This is a genomic window from Opacimonas viscosa (assembly GCF_024199005.1).
In the GTDB taxonomy this organism is placed as follows: Bacteria; Pseudomonadota; Gammaproteobacteria; order Enterobacterales; family Alteromonadaceae; genus Opacimonas; species Opacimonas viscosa.
Map to the genome: position 1 here is coordinate 1 of NZ_JANATA010000047.1, position 1,429 is coordinate 1,429.

Below are 1,429 nucleotides of genomic sequence, written 5' to 3' on the forward strand. Positions count from 1 at the left end.
TGAAGTGACCCCAAAAACTTGGACACTTTACTAAGCGGCTTTCAAGGCCTGATTTCGGTAATCAACCGGACTCAGGCCTTTTAATTTTAGCTTAATGCGTTTGTGGTTATAGTAATGGATGTATTCATCAATCGCTTCGATAAATTCATCCGCGTTTTTAAATTTCTGCTTATGGTACATTTCGGTTTTTAGCACACCAAAGAAGCTTTCGGCAACAGCATTATCTAAACAGTTTCCTTTTCTCGACATGCTCTGCGTGATGTTTTTATCAGACAACATTTTCTGTATGCCTTTGTGTCTATATTGCCAACCTTGGTCGGAGTGAAACATCGGCGCATCATCTGTTTTCACCTGTTTTAATGCATCCTCTAGCATTTTACTTACCAAGGGTAATGTCGCGTTTTTAGCCGTGCGATACGCGATAACTTCTCGGTTATACAGGTCAATCACAGGAGATAAATATACTTTCTGTCCTGATATATTGAACTCCGTTACGTCGGTGACCCACTTTTGATTAGGTTGGGTTGCTTCAAAGTCTCGATTCATAAGTTCCTGCTTCGATTCTCCCGTGTTTTGACGGTATGAGCTGTAGCGCTTGGGGCGCACTGTGGATTTCAGCCCAAGCTGCTTCATCAAGCGCTGTACTGTTTTGTGGTTAAGATGGTGCCCCTGATGTCGCAATGCATACATGATGCGACGGTAACCGTATCGTCCTTTGTGCTCATGATAAATCGCTTTAATGCATGCTTTGACATCTGCGTATTTATCGCCCGCCTTGATGTGCGTTAAGTGGTAATAATACACACTTCGGGCAATGCCTAAGACATTAAGCAATAATGGAAGCTTAAACCTTGCCTTTAGCTCTATCGCCACTAAGACCTTTTCTTGCCTTGTGAACGTTTTTTCTGAGCTAAGGCTTCTAACTTTTTTAGAACAGCATTCTCCGTACGCAGATATTCAAGTTCTTCGCGTAACTCTTTCTCGGTCATCTCTTGGGCAGGTTTTGTGTGTTTGACTGTCGGTTTTTGCTTCACTATACGACCTTTTCGTTTAGGTTTAAGTCCAGATAAACCAAAGGCGTCGTAGTCTTGTTGCCATTTTAATAAATTACCCGGAGAGGATAATTTGAATGTAGCACTTGTATGTCCAAGTGACCAGCCATTCTTAAGCATAGCTTGAAGAATGGAAAACTTAGTTTTTGCAGAAGGGTTCATAAGCGGCATTACAAAGCCTGTAGGACCATGAATAGAATATATTTGTACCCAATAACGAATTTGTCTAGACGGTACATTATATTCTCGGGATAAAGTCAAACTTGACTCTCCATCGAGTGAGCGTTCTGCAAGCATCACTTTAAATGCTGGTGAATATTTTGATTTGTACATAAAAAACCCCCGAAGGTTTTGTCTAACTTTCGGGGGTCACTTCA

General features: G+C 41.4%; 2 protein-coding genes. Both read right to left on the reverse strand.

All coding sequences use genetic code 11. From position 1 onward, the window contains the following. Positions 1-30 precede the first annotated feature (30 nt). On the reverse strand, positions 31-873 hold the full coding sequence (locus NLF92_RS12620) for an IS3 family transposase (protein ID WP_254102535.1): 843 nt from the start codon (positions 871-873) through the stop codon (positions 31-33). After that, positions 873-1,385, reverse strand: a complete 513-nt coding sequence (locus NLF92_RS12625) for a helix-turn-helix domain-containing protein (protein ID WP_254102537.1) — start codon at positions 1,383-1,385, stop codon at positions 873-875. Before NLF92_RS12625 ends, NLF92_RS12620 begins: the two co-directional genes overlap by 1 nt. Positions 1,386-1,429: the final 44 nt, after the last annotated feature.

Coding starts and splice junctions, on each gene's coding strand:
- NLF92_RS12625 (WP_254102537.1), bottom strand. CDS start 1,385: ATGTACAAATCAAAATATTCACCAGCATTTAAAGTGATGCTTGCAGAA.